Annotated in this window: 13 protein-coding genes; 6 read left to right on the forward strand and 7 right to left on the reverse strand. The window is 67.6% G+C overall.

What is annotated here, in order from left to right; genetic code table 11:
- Positions 1-46: 46 nt before the first annotated feature.
- Both V5F48_RS01315 and cysG read left to right on the forward strand, forming a co-directional pair.
- Positions 47-391 carry a RidA family protein gene (locus tag V5F48_RS01315; RefSeq protein ID WP_394039302.1) on the forward strand — a complete coding sequence of 115 codons (345 nt, stop codon included), beginning with the start codon at positions 47-49 and terminating at the stop codon, positions 389-391.
- A gap of 120 nt (positions 392-511) precedes the next feature.
- Positions 512-2011, forward strand: coding sequence for a siroheme synthase CysG (cysG, locus tag V5F48_RS01320; RefSeq protein ID WP_394039304.1), 1500 nt, complete (start codon positions 512-514; stop codon positions 2009-2011).
- A gap of 211 nt (positions 2012-2222) precedes the next feature.
- Here cysG and V5F48_RS01325 read toward each other — a convergent pair whose 3' ends face one another.
- Positions 2223-3896 (reverse strand): electron transfer flavoprotein-ubiquinone oxidoreductase, encoded by a 1674-nt coding sequence (locus tag V5F48_RS01325; protein ID WP_394039306.1) that lies wholly within the window; start codon positions 3894-3896, stop codon positions 2223-2225.
- Positions 3897-4234: 338 nt separating this feature from the next.
- Between V5F48_RS01325 and V5F48_RS01330 the strand changes: the two genes are divergently transcribed.
- Positions 4235-5170 carry a uracil-DNA glycosylase gene (locus V5F48_RS01330; protein WP_394039308.1) on the forward strand — a complete coding sequence of 312 codons (936 nt, stop codon included), beginning with the start codon at positions 4235-4237 and terminating at the stop codon, positions 5168-5170.
- A 6-nt stretch (positions 5171-5176) separates the two neighbouring features.
- Here the strand turns inward: V5F48_RS01330 and V5F48_RS01335 are convergent, their stop codons facing one another.
- From V5F48_RS01335 to gcl, 5 genes are all read right to left on the reverse strand, one after another.
- Positions 5177-5704: a CYTH domain-containing protein gene (locus tag V5F48_RS01335; protein WP_394039310.1), complete on the reverse strand. Its 528-nt coding sequence runs from the start codon at positions 5702-5704 to the stop codon at positions 5177-5179.
- A gap of 194 nt (positions 5705-5898) precedes the next feature.
- Positions 5899-7476, reverse strand: coding sequence for a pyruvate kinase (gene pyk, locus V5F48_RS01340; RefSeq protein ID WP_394039312.1), 1578 nt, complete (start codon positions 7474-7476; stop codon positions 5899-5901).
- A 233-nt stretch (positions 7477-7709) separates the two neighbouring features.
- Positions 7710-8588: a 2-hydroxy-3-oxopropionate reductase gene (gene glxR, locus V5F48_RS01345; RefSeq protein ID WP_394039314.1), complete on the reverse strand. Its 879-nt coding sequence runs from the start codon at positions 8586-8588 to the stop codon at positions 7710-7712.
- A 183-nt stretch (positions 8589-8771) separates the two neighbouring features.
- Complete coding sequence (hyi, locus tag V5F48_RS01350) at positions 8772-9551, reverse strand: hydroxypyruvate isomerase (protein ID WP_394039316.1); 780 nt, start codon at positions 9549-9551, stop codon at positions 8772-8774.
- A 153-nt stretch (positions 9552-9704) separates the two neighbouring features.
- On the reverse strand, positions 9705-11480 hold the full coding sequence (gene gcl, locus V5F48_RS01355) for a glyoxylate carboligase (RefSeq protein ID WP_394039318.1): 1776 nt from the start codon (positions 11478-11480) through the stop codon (positions 9705-9707).
- Positions 11481-11663: 183 nt separating this feature from the next.
- Between gcl and V5F48_RS01360 the strand changes: the two genes are divergently transcribed.
- Entirely contained in the window at positions 11664-11966 is a 303-nt protein-coding gene (locus V5F48_RS01360; protein ID WP_394039320.1) for a YARHG domain-containing protein, read from the forward strand.
- Positions 11967-12095: 129 nt separating this feature from the next.
- The gene (gene pncB, locus V5F48_RS01365; RefSeq protein WP_394039322.1) at positions 12096-13388 is read left to right on the forward strand and encodes a nicotinate phosphoribosyltransferase; all 1293 of its coding nucleotides are present in this window, start codon (positions 12096-12098) and stop codon (positions 13386-13388) included.
- Between the two features lie 24 nt (positions 13389-13412).
- Here the strand turns inward: pncB and V5F48_RS01370 are convergent, their stop codons facing one another.
- Positions 13413-14519 carry a choloylglycine hydrolase family protein gene (locus V5F48_RS01370; RefSeq protein ID WP_394039324.1) on the reverse strand — a complete coding sequence of 369 codons (1107 nt, stop codon included), beginning with the start codon at positions 14517-14519 and terminating at the stop codon, positions 13413-13415.
- Positions 14520-14774: 255 nt separating this feature from the next.
- Between V5F48_RS01370 and V5F48_RS01375 the strand changes: the two genes are divergently transcribed.
- Positions 14775-15413, forward strand: coding sequence for a peroxiredoxin (locus tag V5F48_RS01375; protein ID WP_394039326.1), 639 nt, complete (start codon positions 14775-14777; stop codon positions 15411-15413).
- Positions 15414-15498: the final 85 nt, after the last annotated feature.

Here is a 15498-nt window from a genome sequence, read left to right on the forward strand (position 1 = left end):
CTGCTAAAGACCTTCTCCCTGCTTCCCCCTCAAAAAGGACCATCCCATGAGCATCGACAGGCTCGACAAGGGCCGCCGCATGAGCGAAGCCGTGATCCACGGCAACACCGTCTATCTCGCCGGCCAGGTGGCCGAGGGGCCGGACGTGGAAAGCCAGACCAAGGCCGTCCTCGCCTCCATCGACGCCCTTCTGGCCCGCGCCGGCACCGACAAGTCGCGCCTCCTTACCGCCACCATCTGGCTGTCGGACATCGCCAATTTCGCCGGCATGAACAGTGTGTGGGACGCCTGGGTCGACCAGGACAACCCGCCGGCCCGCGCCACCAGCGAGGGCAAGCTCGCCGCCCCCAAGTTCCTCGTGGAAATTATCGTCGTCGCCGCCCGCGGCTGAGCTTCCGCCTTCCACACGCTCCGGCGGCGCCCCTCGCCGCCGGAGCGCCGCTGCCGCGTTGATCGCCGGCCCGGCACGCCTTACGTTGAAGATCCAACAGGTTCGGGAGCACTTTTCCCCATGGCCGCCACCGGCCCCGACAAACCCACGCCCCGCGCCCCGCGCCAGGCCGGACATGCGCGCATGGAGGCCATCGCGCGCCTGCCGGTGTTCTTCGGCCTGGAGGGCCGGCGCGTGCTGGTGGCGGGCGGCGGCGAGCCGGCGGCCTGGAAGGCGGAACTGCTCTCCGCCGCCGGGGCGCGGGTGGAGGTGATCGCCCCCCATGTCTGCGAGGACCTGTGGCGGCTGGCCGGCGCGCCGCCCCGCGGGCCCATCCTGATCCATGTGCGCGACTGGCATGCCGACGACATCCCCGGCGCCGCCCTCGCGGTGGCCGGCTTTGACGACGAGGCGGACGCCCGGCGCTTCGTGACCGCCGCCCGCGAAGCCGGCGTGCCGGTGAACGCCATCGACAAGCCGGCCCTCTCCGACTTCACCTTCGGCGCCATCGTGAACCGCTCGCCGCTGGTGGTGGGCATCTCCACCGATGGCGCCGCCCCGGTCTTCGGGCAGGCGGTGCGGGCCAAGATCGAGGCGCTTTTGCCCTCGGGCTTCAAGGCCTGGGCGCTGGCCGCGAAGACGTGGCGGCAGGCGGTCACCGCGCGCGGTCTCTCCCACCATGCCCGCCGCGCCTTCTGGGAGCGCTTCGCCGCAACGGCGCTCGCCGAGCCCAACCGGGCGCCGGAGGACACCGACCGCGCCGCCCTGTTCGCCGCCATCGAGGCGGAGGCCTCCGTCCCCCATGGCGGCTCGGTGGTGCTGGTGGGCGCGGGGCCGGGCGATCCGGAACTCCTGACGCTCAAGGCGGTGCGGGCGCTGCAATCGGCGGACGTGGTGCTCTATGACGACCTCGTCTCCGGCGCGATCCTCGATTTCGCCCGGCGCGAGGCCAAGAAGATGCTGGTGGGCAAGACCGGCTACGGCCCCTCCTGCAAGCAGGACGACATCAATGCCCTGATGGTGGACCTCGCCCGGGAAGGCCGCCGCGTGGTGCGCCTGAAGGGCGGCGAGCCCATGATCTTCGGCCGCGCGGGGGAAGAGATCGCCCATTGCCGCGCGGCGGGGGTGCCGGTGGAGGTGATCCCCGGCATCTCGGCGCCGCAGGGGGCGGCGAGCCGGCTGGTTACCTCCCTGACCCACCGCGACCATGCCCGGCGGCTGCAATTCGTCACCGCCCATGCCCGCGACGGCAAGCTGCCCAAGGACCTCGACTTCAACGCGCTGGCCGACAAGGCGGCGACGACGGTGGTCTACATGCCCCGGCGCACCCTGCCGGACCTGGTGCGCAACCTGATGGCCGCGGGCATCGATCCGGCGACGCCGGCGGTGGCCATGTTCTCGGTGACGCGGCCGGAGGAGAAGGTGATCCTCGCCACCGTCGCGACGCTCACGGAAGAGGTGGCCCGCGCCGCCGAGGCCGGTGCCGAAGGCCCCTGCCTCATCCTCTACGGCCACGCGCTGGCCGAAGTGGCGGTGGAAGCCCTGCCCCGGATCGCCCAGGCTATCGCCAACGGCGGCTGACGGGCGAACCCCGACGCCAACCCGCACGACCCCTTCAGGAACACGTCCCACACACGCCCGTCATCCCCCGGCTTGACCGGGGCATCCACGCCGCCGGGGCCGGGCAAGCGGCCCCATGGATCCCCCGGTCAAGCCGGGGGATGACGGTGATTGGGCGGCAGGGCGTGATGAGGAGGCGGATACGCTCCGCGAGCGGCGGACCGAAGCCCCCTCACATATTCGGATAGTTCGGCCCGCCGCCGCCCTCGGGGGCGGTCCAGGTGATGTTCTGGTTGGGGTCCTTGATGTCGCACGTCTTGCAGTGCACGCAGTTCTGGGCGTTGATCTGGAAGCGCGGCGCATCTGCCCCCTCCTCGATCCACTCATAGACGCCGGCCGGGCAGTAGCGGTTGGACGGGCCGGCATAGATGTCGTGCTCCGACGCCTTCTGCAAAGCCATATCCTTCACCACCAGGTGCACCTGCTGGTTCTCCTCGTGGTTAGTGTTCGACAGGAACACCGAGGACAGCTTGTCGAAGGTCAAAACGCCGTCGGGCCGGGGATAGGTGATCTTCTTGCAGTCCTTGGCCGGCTTCAGGGAGGCGGCGTCGGTCTTGCCGTGCTTCAGGGTGCCGAACAATGAGAAGCCCAGCGTGTTGGTCCACATGTCCAGCGCGCCGAGCGGAATGCCGATGAAGGTGCCGAGCTTCGACCACAGCGGCTTCACATTGCGCACCTTCTTCAGGTCCGCGCCGATGGCGGACGAGCGCCACGCCGCCTCATAGCTCGACAGCTCGTCATGGCCGCGATCCTGCGCGAGGGCGTCGGCGAGGTGGTCGGCGGCCAGCATCCCGGAGAGCACCGCATTGTGGCTGCCCTTGATGCGCGGCACGTTCACGAAGCCCGCCGCGCAGCCCACCAGCACGCCGCCGGGGAACGACAGCTTCGGCACGCTCTGGTAGCCACCTTCCGACAGCGCCCGCGCGCCATAGGCGATGCGCTTGCCGCCCTGGAAGGTATCGCGGAAGAAGGGGTGGGTCTTGAAGCGCTGGAACTCGTCGAAGGGCGACAGATACGGGTTCTGGTAGTTGAGGTGGACCACGAAGCCCACCATCACCTGCTCGTCCTCCATGTGATAGAGGAAGGCGCCGCCGCCGGTCTTGCCGTCCAGCGGCCAGCCGAAGCCGTGCTGCACCAGGCCGGGCCTGTGCTTCTCCGGCTTCACCTTCCACAGCTCCTTCAGGCCGATGCCGAATTTCGGCACGTCGCGGCCGGCGTCGAGGCCATATTTGGCGATGAGTTGCTTGGTGAGGTGGCCGCGCGCGCCCTCGGCGAACACGGTGTAGCGGCCGCGCAATTCCATGCCGCGGGTGAACTCGCCCTTGGGCACGCCGTTCTTGTCCACGCCCATGTCGCCGGTGGCGATGCCGGCCACGGCGCCCTTCTCGTCAAACAGGATCTCGTCGGCGGCAAAGCCGGGATAGATCTCCACCCCCAGCGCCTCGGCCTTCTGCGCGAGGTAGCGGCAGACATTGCCCAGCGAGCCGACATAATTGCCGTGGTTGTTCATCAGCGGCGGCATGGCGAAATTGGGCAGGCGGATGCCGCCGGCCGGGCCGAGCAGGTAGAAATGATCGTCGTTGACCTGCACGGAGAGCGGCGCATCCGCCTCCGCGCGCCAGCCGGGCAGGAGCGCGTCGAGGCCGACGGGATCGATGACCGCGCCGGAGAGGATATGGGCGCCCACCTCGGAGCCCTTTTCCACCACCACCACCGAGATGTCGGACCCGCGCTCGGCCGCCTGCTGCTTCAGGCGTATGGCGGTGGCAAGGCCGGCAGGCCCGGCGCCAACCACCACCACGTCATAATCCATGCCTTCGCGTTCAGGCAGTTCCGCCGCGCTCATGCCTCAAGCTCCCCTGTCTTTCGTTCCTTGCTTGGACTTCTTCCACGGTTGCAGCGCAATGACAATTGCGTCGATGCCGTAAGCGGAAATCTATTGCCCTAAAGGAGCATAAGTTGACCTGGTTATGAAGGCTGGGTTTCCGCAATAGACGGCCCGCTCCACCCCCGCCGACTGCAGCGGGAGCGCCCCGCCCACTGGAGACCGCCGCAGGCATCCGGCTTGGGGCTTCTGAGCCCGGGCGCACCGATGATCGCGGCGGCTCGGGCCTGAGGGCTGGAGACCGCCGCGCCGATCAGATAGCGATGCAATCTGATCGGCGCGTGCTCTAGAATAGTCCCATGAGCCCCACGCCTCTCGCCGACCTTGCCGACATCCTCGCCTTCTACGTGGAGGCGGGCGTGGATGTGACCGTGGGCGAAGCCCCGGTGGACCGTTTCGCCGAAAGCGCGGCGGAGCAGGCCAAAGGACGAGCAGGGGCGCGGTCAACGCCGGAGACCGCGACACCAGCGTCCCGCATCGGCGCGCCCGGGCCGGACCCATCCCCCCTCGTCCCGAACCGCCCGGCCGCCCCGACCGCCTTCAGACAGTCGGTTCCCTCTCGCGCCAACGCCCTGTCGGCTCCGCCCGCCGGCGCCTCCGCGCTGGTCACCCAGCCGCCGGACGAGGCGGTGATGTCGGCGCGGGAAGCCGCCCGCAATGCCGAGAGCCTCGACGCCCTGCGCGCCATCCTCGACGGTTTCGAGGGCTGCGCCCTGAAGCGCACGGCGAGCCGGCTGGTGTTCGCCGACGGCAACCCCAAGGCGAAAGTGATGTTCGTGGGCGAGGCGCCAGGCCGCGACGAGGACCAGCAGGGCCTGCCCTTCGTGGGCCGCTCGGGGCGGCTGCTGGACCTGATGATGGCGGCCATCGGCCTCGACCGCACCAGCGCCTATATCGCCAACGTCATCCCCTGGCGCCCGCCGGGCAACCGTACCCCGACGCCGCAGGAAACGGCGGTGTGCCTGCCCTTCATCAAGCGCCAGATCGAATTGGCGGACCCGGATATCCTGGTGTGCCTCGGCGGCCCGTCGGCACAGGCGCTGCTTGCCACCACCGAGGGCATCACCCGGCTGCGCGGGCGGTTCATGGACTATGAGAACGGCACGGAGAGCGGCACGCGGACCATCCGCGCCATCGCTACCTTCCATCCGGCCTATCTGCTGCGCACGCCGCTGGGCAAGCGCCTCGCCTGGCGCGACATGCTGGCGGTGGAAGCGGCGCTGAAGGGCGCCTGAACGGCTTCAGGCGCCGTTGCCCAGCTCCGCGTCGACGAGGGCCGGGCCGCCCACGCCAGAGCCGACCAAATCAGGGCCGCCCAGGGGCGCGCTCACCAAGGCGGAGTTGCGGTAGCGCGGGTCGTCGGTGACTTCTTCGCCCACCCAGTCGGGCAGCGCGACCGGCTCGTCCGGACCGGTGAGTTCCACCTCGGCCACGACGAGGCCATCGTTCTCGCCGTCGAACACGTCGACGGTCCAAAGCTTGCCGGCATGCTCCAGAAAATAGCGCGTCTTCTCGATGAGCGGCCGCACGCACAAGGTCTCCAGCATGACCTCGGCGTCGCGCAGCGGAATGGGATATTCGAACTCGGCGCGGCTGATACCCTGGGTCTTGCCCTTCACCGTGACGAAGGCCTCCGCATCCGCAATGCGGATGCGCACGGTGGCGCCGGAGCCGGAGCACAGATAGCCCTGCCGGATGGCGCTGGCCCGCGCACCCGCGCGCCAGCTACGGGATTTGACGAGAAATTTGCGTTCGATTTCGACAGGCATCTGCTGCTTGACCCAATCGTTAGCAGCTTAACTCCATTTCGCGCCGGGACGTCCAGAGCAGGGATGGTCCCATGACACCAACGGGTTCAAGAAAACGATTTCGGCCCCTCCCCTGCGTCAGAAAGTTGCAGCAGAGGTATGGGCACCGGAATGGCTGGCGCGACCGGAGGTTACCCGACCGCGCCAGGATCAGCTCAGGCGTGCACCTTGCCGCCGTGCGCCTTCTTCTCGTGCGCCTTCGCATCCTGGCGCTTCCCCTCGTGACCCTTGGACACCCGGACCGCAGGGGTATCCGTGTCGGCGTCGTGGCGGGAGGGCGGGCTGTCGGCACCGATGGTGGTGATGCGCATGATGTTGGTGGTGCCGGGCTTCGCGAACGGAACGCCGGCGGTGATGGCCAGCCGGTCCCCCGGCTTGCCCAGGCCATGTTCCACCGCGGTGCGCACGGCGGTGTCCACCATGTCGCCGAAGGAGTGGATATCCTCCTTCATGTGCACGGCGTGGACCCCATAGGACAGCGCGAGGCGCCGCGCGGTCTCCATGGACGGGGTGAGGCCGAGGATCGGGATGGCCGGGCGCTCGCGCGCGGCCCGCAATCCCGTGGTCCCGGACAGGGTGAAGGCCACCAGCGCCGAGGCATCCACCGCGATGGCCGCCTGGTAGGTGGCCTTGGTGACCGCGTCGCCGATGGTCTTGCCCCATTCCGCCTGGGTGGCGTCCAGCACGTGGCGGTAGCCGGGATCGCACTCCACATGGCGGATGATGTCGTTCATGAAGGTGACGGCCTCCACCGGGAACTGGCCGGCCGCCGTCTCCGCCGAGAGCATCACACAGTCGGCGCCCTCATAGACGGCGGTGGCCACGTCCGACACCTCGGCGCGGGTGGGCACCGGGGCGGTGATCATGGATTCCAGCATCTGGGTGGCGACGATGACGGGGCGGCCATATTTGCGCGCCTCGGCGATCATGCGCTTCTGCAGCGCCGGCACCTCGGCCAGCGACATTTCCACGCCGAGGTCGCCGCGGGCCACCATGATGGAGTCGGAGAGTTCCACCAGCTCGGTGAGATATTCCACCGCCGACGGCTTCTCCATCTTCAGCATCACCGCCGCGCGGTCCTTGATGAGGGCGCGGGCCTCGTGGATGTCCTCCGGCCGCTGGACGAAGGAGAGGGCGATCCACTCCACCCCCGCCTCGCAGGCAAATTCCAGGTCGAGGCGGTCCTTGTCGGTGAGCGGCGACAGGGGCAGCACCACGTCCGGGATATTGAAGCCCTTGTTGTTGGAGAGCTTGGTGCCCGCCACCACCTGGGCCTCCAGGAAGCCATCGCCCTTCTTGATCACCTTGAGCCGCACCTTGCCGTCGTCGCACAGCACGGTGGAGCCCACGTTCAGCGCGGCCAGGATATCGGGATGGGGGATCGGCACGCGGGTCTCGTCGCCGAGCCGGTCCACGTCGGCATCGAAGTGCAGGATGTCGCCGGCCTTGAGGGCGATGGCGCCGTCCTTGAAGCGGCCGATGCGCAGCTTGGGCCCCTGCATGTCGGCGATGACGCCGATGGGCCGGTTCATCTCCTTTTCCAGCCGGCGGATGCGGTCCAGCACCACCCCGTGGTCGGCCTGGGTGCCGTGGCTGAAATTGAGCCGGAACACATCCACACCGGCGAGAAACAGCTCCTTCAGCTTCTCCTCGCTGTTGGAGGCCGGGCCGACGGTGGCGACGATCTTGGTGGACCGCTGACGCTTCAGGGGCTGCTGGCGCTTCGTGGGCATGGCGTTTTCCTCCGGCTCCCGCGTTTGATCACGCTTTGGTTGTGCGTCGTGTCGAGTCGAACGTCTCTAGGGGCATCATGCCTGCCCTTCATGTACGCATAAAGTCGCATAAGCGGCAGCAGGGCTGACGGATGGGGACAGCGCGGCGGGAGGCCGGCGCGGCCCGACCCTGCCCTCCCCCGCACGGGGGAGGGAACACGTTCAACGAAGGCGGGGCGAACCCCGCCCCGCTCTCAGGCGATCTCGTGGTTCGCCATCAGCTCCAGCGCCTTGACCATGGCGGAGTGATCCCACTTGGAGCCGCCGTGGGCGGCGCAGGCGTTGAACAGCTCCTGGCAGGTGGCGGTGTTGGGCAGGCTCACGCCCAGGGCCTTGGCGCTCTGGAGGGCGAGGTTGAGGTCCTTCTGGTGCAGCTCGATGCGGAAGCCCGGATCGAAGGTGCGCTTCACCATGCGGTCGCCGTGCACTTCGAGGATCTTGGAGGAGGCGAAACCGCCCATCAGCGCCTGCCGCACCTTGGCCGGGTCGGCGCCGGCCTTGGAGGCGAACAGCAGCGCCTCGCCCACCGCCTCGATGGTCAGCGCCACGATGATCTGGTTCGCGACCTTGGTGGTCTGGCCGTCGCCGTTGCCGCCCACGAGGGTGATGTTCTTGCCCATCTTCTCGAACAGGGGCTGCACCTTGGCGAATGCGCCTTCCGGCCCGCCCACCATGATGGTGAGGGAGGCGGCCTTGGCGCCCACCTCGCCGCCGGAGACCGGGGCGTCGAGATAGTCGCAGCCGAGCGCGTTGATCTTCTGCGCGAAGCCCTTGGTGGCCACCGGCGAGATGGAGCTCATGTCCACCACGATCTTGCCCGCGGACAGGCCTTCGGCAACGCCGCCCGTGCCGAACAGGGCCTCTTCCACATGCGGGGTATCGGGCACCATGGTGATGATGATGTCGGCGGCCTTGGCCACGTCGGCAGAGGAGGCGCAGGTGGTGGCGCCCTTGGCCGTCAGTTCCGCGGGGATGCGGAAGACGTCATAGACGAACAGGGTGTGGCCGGCGTCGATGAGGTGTCCCGCCATGGGGGAACCCATGATGCCGAGGCCGATGAATCCGACGTTCATGTGCGTTTCTCCTGAAGAGTGTTTTGGTCGAAAGACTATCGTCTCGAACGAACCGTCATGGCCGGGCTTGTCCCGGCCACCCACGCCGTGCCGCCTGCGCACTGCGATGAATGTCGCTCTTGGCCGCGGGGCGTGGATGCCCGGCACAAGGCCGGGCATGACGCCACACTGCCGGATGGCAGATCACCCCTTGTAGGGCGCGAACCAGCCGATGCCCTCGTCGGTGGTGGTCTTGGGCTTGTATTCGCAGCCGATCCAGCCGTCATAGCCGGTATCGTCGATGGCCTTGAACAGGAACGGATAGTTGATCTCGCCCGTGCCCGGCTCGCCGCGGCCCGGATTGTCGGCCAGCTGGATGTGCTTGATGCGGGCGATGTTGGTGCGGATGGTGGGGGTGAGGTCCCCCTCCATGATCTGCATGTGATAGATGTCGTACTGAAAGAAGACGTCGTCCGCACCGACTTCGTCCAGCACGGCCAGCGTCTGCTTTGTATTGTGCAGGTGGAAGCCGGGGATGTCGCGGGTGTTGATGGCCTCGACGACGAAGGGAATGCCCGCCTTGTTCAGCTCGGCGGCGGCGAACTTCAGGTTCTTCACCAGGGTCTCGTGGACGGTCTCGGCGGGAACATCCTTCGGGGTCAGGCCCACGAGGCAGTTCAGGGCCTTGGTGCCGAGGGTCTTGGCATAGTCGATGCCCTTGCCCACGCCGTCCTGGAACTCGCCTTCACGGCCCGGCAGGCAGGCGATGCCGCGCTCGCCCGCCGCCCAGTCGCCGGCCGGCAGATTGTGCAGCACCTGGGTGAGCTTGTAGGTGGCCAGCTTGTCCGCCAGCGCATCCTTCTCGTAAGCGTAGGGGAAGAGATACTCGACCCCGGTGAAGCCGGCCGCAGCCGCCTTTTCGAAGCGGTCGAGGAAGTCGATCTCGTTCCACAGCATGGTGAGGTTGGCGCAGAACTTGGGCATGGTCTCTCCGCGGGCTGAGCCTTGGGTTTGTCACACCGCTGCGCCCCGGTCTTCCGGGGCATCCGCGGCTTATGGAAGGGAGCGAGGGGCGGCAAAGGGCACCCCCCGGAGAAGCCGGGGGGTGCCGCATGTGCGGGAGGTGACGTGCGGGGCTTACTCCGCCGGCTCCAGGGCGCGGACCTGATCCAGCGGCACGTCGAGGATTTCCTCGAACTCGTTGACCGCGTTGATCTCCAGCCCCATGGCGATGTTGGTGACGCGCTCCAGGATGAACTCCACCACCACCGGCACCTGATGCTCGTCCATGAGCTTCTGGGCGTTGGCGAAGGCGTCCTTGAACTCGTTCGGGGTGCGCACGCGGATGGCCTTGCAGCCGAGGCCCTCGGCCACCGCCACATGGTCCACGCCGTAGGCGCCGGCCTCCTCCGAATTGATGTTGTCGAAGGCGAGGCTCACCTCGAAGTCCATGTTGAAGCCGCGCTGGGCCTGCCGGATGAGGCCCAGATAGGAGTTGTTCACCACCACGTGCAGGTAGGGCAGCTTGTGCTGGGCGCCCACCGCCAGCTCTTCCACCATGAACTGGAAGTCGTAGTCGCCCGAGAGCGCCACGATCTTGGCGTCGGGCCGCGCGGCGCGCACGCCGAGGGCCGCCGGCAAGGTCCAGCCCAGCGGGCCGGCCTGGCCGCAATTGATCCAGTGGCGCGGATTGTAGACGTGCAGGAACTGCGCGCCGGCGATCTGCGACAGGCCGATGGTGGACACATAGGTGACGTCGCGGCCCAGCGCCTCGTTCATCTCCTCATAGACCCGCTGGGGCTTCAGCGGCACGGAGTCGAAGTGCGACTTGCGCAGCATGGTCTGCTTGCGCTCCAGGCATTCGCCGGCCCACGCCGACCAGTCCGGCAGCTTGCCGGCGGCCTTCAGGGCCTTGGCGGCGGCGACGAACAGTTCCAGCGCCGCCTTCGCATCGGAGACGATGCCGAAGTCCGGCCCGAACACGCGGCCGATCTGGGTCGGCTCGATGTCCACATGGATGAACTTGCGTCCTTCCGTATAGACCTCCACCGAGCCGGTGTGGCGGTTGGCCCAGCGATTGCCGATGCCGACCACGAAGTCGGACGCCAGCATGTTGGCATTGCCGTAGCGGTGCGAGGTCTGCAGGCCGCACATGCCGGCCATCAGCGGATGGTCGTCGGGGATGGTGCCCCAGCCCATGAGGGTGGGGATGACCGGGATGCCGGTCAGCTCGGCGAACTCCACCAGGAGATCGGAGGCATCCGCATTGATGACGCCGCCGCCGGAGACGATGAGCGGGCGCTTGGCGCCGACGATCATCTCCATGGCCTTGTCGATCTGCGCCTGCGTGGCCGCCGGCTTGTAGACCGGGAGGCTGGCGTAGGTCTCCTCGTCGAACTCGATCTCGGCCATCTGCACGTCGATGGGCAGGTCGATGAGCACCGGGCCGGGGCGGCCGGAGCGCATGACGTGGAACGCCTGCTGGAACACCATGGGGACGAGGGCGGGCTCGCGCACGGTCACCGCCCACTTGGTGACGGGCTTGGCGATGGATTCGATGTCCACCGCCTGGAAGTCTTCCTTGTACAGGCGGGCGCGGGGCGCCTGGCCGGTGATGCACAGGATCGGGATGGAATCCGCCGAGGCGGAATAGAGGCCGGTGATCATATCGGTGCCGGCAGGGCCGGAGGTGCCGATGCACACGCCGATGTTGCCGGCCACCGCGCGGGTGTAGCCCTCGGCCATGTGGGAGGCGCCTTCCACATGGCGCGCCAGCACGTGGCGGATGGAGCCCCGCGCCTTCATGGCGGAATAGAGCGGGTTGATGGCGGCGCCCGGCACGCCGAAGGCGCAGCTAATGCCTTCCTTCTCAAGCACTCGGACGGCGGCATCGACAGCACGCATGCGGGCCATGGCACTTCCTCCCATTGGTCTTCTTGACTTGCATTCTGAATACGCCCCGGCCGTCTTCGCTTCTATGGGAAGAAACGGCATGACATTGATGCCCTAAGAGAAACAATCATGCGCACCGCCGTCATTCTCGCGGTCCGGTTGCAGTGCTAGCCTGCCCTGCGGGACGGAAGGCGGGAGGCGGAAATGAACAGGCCGGCACGCATTCGGGGCATGGTTTGGCGGGGCATGCTCGCGCTGGGCATGGCGGGCGCCGTACCGGTGTTCGCCCCGGCGGCGCAGGCGCAGGCCCTGGGCGAATTGTCGTGCCGGGCGCTGTGGTATCAGCGCAATGCCGTCTATGCGGAGCGCGGCTATTGCTTCAAGACCGCGGACGCCGTCGCCACCTTCGGCGAGCGCTGCTTTCCGCCCTACGGCCAGCTCACCCCCTCGCAGCAGCGCTTCGTGGACGAGGTGAAGATGTGGGAAGCCCGCAAGGGCTGCCGCTGAGGGGCGGCCGCCGAGCGGAATTTGCTGCGAACGGATCGCATTCACCGCCGACATGCTATAGGTGGTGCGCCTGCCCTGCGGACGCGCCCCTGACCGGACGCCGCCCCTTCCAACTCCCGCAAGACGCCAATGACCGACATCGCCACGCGCGTCTACAACCACACCTGGAAGATCGACCCCATCGTGCGCTCCGTGCTCGACACGGACTTCTACAAGCTGCTGATGGGCCAGACGATCTTCAACCGCCACCGGGCGACGCGCGTCACCTTCGGCATCCATAACCGCTCCACCCATGTCCGGCTGGCCGAGATCATCGATGTGGGCGCCCTGCGCGAGCAGCTCGACCATGTGCGCTCCCTCAGGCTCACGCGGGGCGAGAGCACATGGCTGCGGGGCAACATGTTCTACGGCAAGAGGCAGATGTTCTCGCCCGACTATGTGGCGTGGCTGGAGGGCTTCCGCTTCCCCGCCTATCACCTGGAAAAGCGGGACGGGCAGTATGAGCTGACCTTCGAGGGGCCGTGGGTCGAAACCACCATGTGGGAGATCCCGGCCCTCGCCATCATCAACGAGCTGCGCTCGCGCGCGGTGCTGAAGGACATGGGCAAGTTCGAGCTGCAGATCCTCTATGCCCGGGCGATGGCGCGGGTGTGGGAGAAGGTGCAGTTCCTCAAGACGCTGGCCCCCATCAACATCGCCGATTTCGGCACCCGCCGCCGCCACGGCTTCCTGTGGCAGGACTGGTGCGTGCAGGCCCTCATCGAAGGGCTGGGCGAGGGCTTCCTCGGCACCTCCAATTGCGTCATCGCCATGCGGCGGGAGGTGGAGGCCACCGGCACCAACGCCCACGAGCTGCCCATGGTCTATGCGGCGCTGGCCCGCAACGAAGAGGAGCTGCGCTGGGCGCCCTACCAGGTGCTCGCCGACTGGCAGGAGGATTATGACGGCAACCTGCGCGTCATCCTGCCCGACACCTACGGCACCAGCGGCTTCCTCGCCCACGCCCCCGACTGGGTGGCGCACTGGACCGGCATCCGCATCGACAGCAAGGACCCGGTGGAGGGCGGCGAGGAGGCCATCGCCTGGTGGAAGGCACGGGGACAGGACCCGCAGGACAAGCTCGCCATCTTCTCCGACGCCCTCGATGCCGAGGAGGTGGCGCGGATCCACAAGGCTTTCTCGGGACGGGTGCGGCTCGGCTTCGGCTGGGGCACGCTGCTCACCAACGACTTCCGGGGCCTTGCCCCGAACGGCGCGCTCGATCCCATCTCCATCGTCTGCAAGGTGGTCTCGGCCAACGGCCGCCCGGCGGTGAAGCTCTCCGACAATCCCACCAAGGCCATGGGGCCGGCCGACGAGATCGAACGCTACAAGCGGGTGTTCGAGGTGGGCGAGCAGGTGGCCCGCCGCGCCCTGGTCTAAGGGGCTGCGCGCCGGCCCGCCGGTTCAGTTCCGGAGCGCGGCCGTCCCGTCCACCGCGGCCGGAAACGGCAGGTCCGTGACCAGCCGCGCGCTCGGCTTGTCCTGGGCGAAGATCGTATCGAGATCGAGGGTCAGGAAGGTCGCCCGGTGGGCGTAATCTGCGATCATCATCCGGTTGTGGGTGAGATCCTTGATGGCCACCCACTGGGTGTAGTCCGAGACGACCGCCTCGCCGTCCTTGCTCTGGGCGACGCCCAGCGGAATGTCCACGGTGTTCAGGATGTGGCCGATGGCGGCGGTGGCGGCGGCGGCGTCCTTCGGCTGGGCCATGGCATGGCGCATGAAGGCCGCCCGCACGAAGCGCGAGGGCGGGGTGAAGTCGCCCGGCAGCCCCGTGGCGCCACCGCCCTGGCCGATGGCCGTGACGTTGGCCGTGCCGAACCGGCGGTCGTTGACGCCCATGGTGGAGAGGTTGAGATAGTTGCGCAGGTTCAGGAGGTGCCAGCCGTAGGGCGGCGAGTTGGTGAGGACGCTCGCCACATTGTCGTGGATCTGCAGTTCTCCGCCGACATATTCCACGATGATGCTGGCGCCCGAGCGGTCGGTGAAGACCATGTGGATGGTGGGCGGCGTCGGCCCGCTCGGCAGCGAGGCATCGGCCCAGACCTTGGTCTTCGCCAAAGCGGCACGCACCTCGGCCACGGTGCCGTGCATCCCGAGCGCCCAGGCGCCGAAGCCGAGGATGGAGACGTAGGACGTGTCTGCCTTGGTGACCGTCTGGTAGGTGGTGAAGCCGGGCAGGAAATTGCCGCTCATGCCGAGGCCGGCCGCGTTCTGTCCCTCGATGATGGCGCCGCCGGGAATGACCTCGGCGCTGATGCCCACGGCGGAATAGAGGGTCGCCACCTTCTTCTCAGGCAAGCCGAGGTCGGCCGGGGCGGTCAGCGTCAGGGGCGTGCCCTTGGGGATGCTCTTGAGCGTCCATTTCATGTCGAACGCCCATTCCATGGTGCGGCCGGCGATTACGGTCTTGTCGGCCGCCACCACGTTCACCGCCGTGCAGGCCAAGGCGAGACCGGCGTTCTGGATGGGAAGGAATGCTGCAAGTGCAACTGCCAGGATGCGTTTCAAGGAAGCGTCCTCCATCTTGTGTGCGGATCGTATCAGTCTCGCCGCCTGCGCTTAGACTTGGCGCTGGAATGCCTGATTTCCGATGAACGCGCCTTGATCCGGCGGGGCGCCCTCAAGCCGCCTGTACGTCCGCGGGCGCCGCGGGCGAGGGCGCTCCGCCCACGTGATTCAGCTGACGTGATTCAGCTTTAAATGCATCGAACCTGTAGTATAATGAATTTATATACAGTTTTTCAATGTTTATTGGAGACGACCATGGCGACGCTGCGACTCGGCGATGTGGTGCCGGATTTCGAGGCCGTGACCACCGAAGGCCCCATCAAGTTTCATGAGTGGCTCGGCGACAGCTGGGGCATCCTGTTTTCCCACCCCAAGAACTTCACCCCCGTCTGCACCACCGAGCTCGGCCAGGCGTCCCACCTGAAGCCCGAGTTCGACAAGCGCGGCGTGAAGCTGCTCGGCCTGTCGGTGGATGCCATCGACAACCACCCGGCCTGGGTCGGCGACATCAAGGACGCCACCGGCGCCACCTTGAACTTCCCGCTGATCGCGGATGCGGACAAGAAGGTCTCCGACCTCTACGACCTCATCCACCCCAACGCCAACGACACCCTCACCGTGCGCTCGGTGTTCGTCATCGGGCCCGACAAGAAGCTGAAGCTGTCCCTGACCTATCCGGCCTCCACCGGCCGCAACTTCGCCGAGATCCTGCGGGTGGTGGACAGCCTCCAGCTCACCGCCAAGCACTCGGTGGCGACCCCGGTGGACTGGAAGCACGGCGAGGACGTGATCATCGTCCCCTCCCTCTCCGACGAGGCGGCGAAGGAGAAGTTCCCGGACGGCTGGAAGACCGTGAAGCCCTATCTGCGCGTGGTGCGCCAGCCGGGCGCGTGAGGCTTCGGCCCCACCGCTGTTTGCCGCGGGGATTTCCCTGGGTGATTTCCCTGGGGGATTTCCCGCGGCCAGTCTTCCGGCCGGC

Source organism: Xanthobacter autotrophicus ATCC 700552 (assembly GCF_043194565.1).
Taxonomy (GTDB): Bacteria; Pseudomonadota; Alphaproteobacteria; order Rhizobiales; family Xanthobacteraceae; genus Xanthobacter; species Xanthobacter autotrophicus_F.

Excerpts from the sequence above, each read along its gene's own strand:
- V5F48_RS01315 (WP_394039302.1), top strand. The coding sequence starts at position 47 with ATGAGCATCGACAGGCTCGACAAGGGCCGCCGCATGAGCGAAGCCGTG.
- cysG (WP_394039304.1), top strand. The coding sequence starts at position 512 with ATGGCCGCCACCGGCCCCGACAAACCCACGCCCCGCGCCCCGCGCCAG.
- V5F48_RS01325 (WP_394039306.1), bottom strand. The coding sequence starts at position 3,896 with ATGAGCGCGGCGGAACTGCCTGAACGCGAAGGCATGGATTATGACGTG.
- V5F48_RS01330 (WP_394039308.1), top strand. The coding sequence starts at position 4,235 with ATGAGCCCCACGCCTCTCGCCGACCTTGCCGACATCCTCGCCTTCTAC.
- V5F48_RS01335 (WP_394039310.1), bottom strand. The coding sequence starts at position 5,704 with ATGCCTGTCGAAATCGAACGCAAATTTCTCGTCAAATCCCGTAGCTGG.
- pyk (WP_394039312.1), bottom strand. The coding sequence starts at position 7,476 with ATGCCCACGAAGCGCCAGCAGCCCCTGAAGCGTCAGCGGTCCACCAAG.
- glxR (WP_394039314.1), bottom strand. The coding sequence starts at position 8,588 with ATGAACGTCGGATTCATCGGCCTCGGCATCATGGGTTCCCCCATGGCG.
- hyi (WP_394039316.1), bottom strand. The coding sequence starts at position 9,551 with ATGCCCAAGTTCTGCGCCAACCTCACCATGCTGTGGAACGAGATCGAC.
- gcl (WP_394039318.1), bottom strand. The coding sequence starts at position 11,480 with ATGGCCCGCATGCGTGCTGTCGATGCCGCCGTCCGAGTGCTTGAGAAG.
- V5F48_RS01360 (WP_394039320.1), top strand. The coding sequence starts at position 11,664 with ATGAACAGGCCGGCACGCATTCGGGGCATGGTTTGGCGGGGCATGCTC.
- pncB (WP_394039322.1), top strand. The coding sequence starts at position 12,096 with ATGACCGACATCGCCACGCGCGTCTACAACCACACCTGGAAGATCGAC.
- V5F48_RS01375 (WP_394039326.1), top strand. The coding sequence starts at position 14,775 with ATGGCGACGCTGCGACTCGGCGATGTGGTGCCGGATTTCGAGGCCGTG.